Genomic DNA, 2,217 nt, shown 5'->3' on the forward strand with positions numbered 1-2,217 from the left:
CATGAATTCGGTGGTGGTGTTCTGGCCCCGAAGATCCGGGTGCTCGTCCAGGTTGCGGTAGTCGAAGGTCGCCAGGACCGCGCGCAGGGCTTGGCTGGCGAGGCCGATATCGACCACCAGGTTGTCCTGGTCCAGTTCCGGTCGGCGCAGTTCCAGGTCCACCACATAGGTAGCGCCGTGGAGCCGCTGGGCCGGGCCGAAGACCTCACCGCGGAGGCTATGGGCGATCATGACGTGATCGCGTACGCACAGGCTGTACATGGGGATCGTCCTCTATGAGTAGCGGATGCGGTGCATCAGGGTGTCTCCGGGGTCGCGAGCCAGGCGCGCCTGGACCGCCGGGAGGTCGTCGAAGGCGTCCTCGCCGGTGATCAGCCGATCGAGGACCGGGGCCGCCAGCAGCGACAGGGCCAGCGCCATGCGCCGGCGATGGTCCCAACGCGCCCGCTGGGCGGTGGCGACGCTGCCGACCTGGGACGAGCGGATGGTCAGTCGGCGCTGGTGGAAACCCTGGCCCAGTGGGAGTGGGACCTCGCGCGTTCCGTACCAACTCAACTCCAGCACGGTCGCCTCGAATCCCGCGAGCCGCAGGCCCTGCGCCAGACCTGCCGGGGCGCCGCTGGTGTGGATGACCAGGTCCGCGTCGGGGGTCGCCTCCGGCGGCCCCGCAAACCCGACCCCGAGGGCGGCGGCGATGGGGGCACGCCGGGGGTTCAGGTCGATCAGCTCGACCTGACAGCCGGGGATGCGTCCCGCCAGCCAGGCGACCAGGCAGCCGAGGGTGCCGGCACCGATGACGGCGATACGCTCCCCGAGACGGGGGCTGGCGTCCCAGAGCCCGTTGACCGCGGTTTCCAGGTTCGCGGCGAGCACCGCGCGCCCCGTCGGTACCTGTTCCGGTAGGAGGTGGAGCGCCGCCGCCGGGACCCGGTAGCGGGTCTGGTGCGGATGCAGGCAGAAGACCGTCCGCCCCAGCAGGTGCGCGGGGCCTTCCTCCACCACGCCGACGCTGCAGTAACCGTACTTGACCGGCCCGGGAAAGTCGCCGACTTGGAACGGCGCGCGCATGGTCTGGTACTCACTCGGCGGTACCTCGCCGCGAAATACCAGGGACTCGGTCCCGCGGCTGATGCCGCTGTAGAGGGTGCGCACCAGGGCATCCCCAGGGGCGGGGTCCGGCAAGGGTTCGCGGCGCAGCTCGCCACGGCCGGGCTCGGTCACCCAGAAGGCGCTGGCCTGTCCCGGGGGCGGCGTCAGTCCAGCGGGTGAGCTGGTGGGTCCTGTCTGTCGTTGAGCGGTCATAATGAAAATCGAAATCAGCGATGGGACCGATCGAACGCTGCGCCTCGAACCCCTTATCCGCCTGGCTGAGGACACCTAGCGGAATAAAGCACGCGCAACCGAAATGCACGTAAGCGGGTGGTACTGCCCGAAGTACATTGGCGGGACCACCAGCGACGGCTTGACGAACTTCTTGACCGCATGGATCGCGCCCAGCACGCTGTACTCCGATGTTGTTGTCCCGCAGCGCCGTCACCCAGATGACGCACATATCGCGGGGCTGGTCGGGGAACAAGGGCTGGCGGTAGGTGTGCAGGTGCATGATCCACGGGGAGGCGGTGATGGGCAGCGGGCTCTGGCGACCCATCTGGCGCTCCACTAACCACTCGAACTTGCGCTGGAATAATCCTCCGCGGAAGGTGACGGTGAAGGTCATCATCCTGGACTGCGAGATGTCGCGCAGGAACTGGTCGGGGCGGCCGAAGTCGGGTTGCCGGGCGGCGATCTTCTTCCACAGCGTCCAGGCTCCGCCAAGGTTCTGGCTGCCGACCGCGGGCTTGTCCACCGGGCGGTCGTGGGCGCCGAACGAGGCATTGCTGATGATGGAGCCGATAGTCAGGAAGACGAGGTCGGTGTCGCGCACCTGGATGGAGGGCTTGGGCTCGCCACCCTCGGTCTCGAGGTGGATGCGCTCAATCCACCTCTCCTTGCCGCCGGAGTCGATCTTGAAGTCGACGTCTGAAATCCTGCAGTTGTAGTGGACGTTCACGCCCTGCTTCTGCATTCTTCACGGTTCGTAGCCGTTCAGAGACCCGGCATTGGAGCCGGCAGCGGAGCGGCCGCGCGACCGGCGCGGCGCTCAGCGATCACGCCGGCCAGATAGGGCCACGGCACCTGGCCGCGCTGGCGACAGGTTTCAATCACGCTGGCGAGCAG

General features: G+C 67.8%; 3 protein-coding genes. All 3 read right to left on the minus strand.

The features are described from left to right. Positions 1-261: 6-carboxytetrahydropterin synthase (locus tag QZY48_RS33430; RefSeq protein ID WP_295438926.1), on the minus strand; the 261-nt coding region annotated here is incomplete at its 3' end. Between the two features lie 12 nt (positions 262-273). Continuing rightward, entirely contained in the window at positions 274-1,182 is a 909-nt protein-coding gene (locus QZY48_RS33435; protein WP_295438928.1) for a zinc-binding alcohol dehydrogenase, read from the minus strand. After that, positions 1,079-2,065 carry an oleate hydratase gene (locus QZY48_RS33440; RefSeq protein ID WP_295438930.1) on the minus strand — a complete coding sequence of 329 codons (987 nt, stop codon included), beginning with the start codon at positions 2,063-2,065 and terminating at the stop codon, positions 1,079-1,081. Before QZY48_RS33440 ends, QZY48_RS33435 begins: the two co-directional genes overlap by 104 nt. Positions 2,066-2,217: the final 152 nt, after the last annotated feature.

The sequence above is a fragment of the uncultured Thiodictyon sp. genome (assembly GCF_903828115.1).
Taxonomy (GTDB): Bacteria; Pseudomonadota; Gammaproteobacteria; order Chromatiales; family Chromatiaceae; genus Thiodictyon.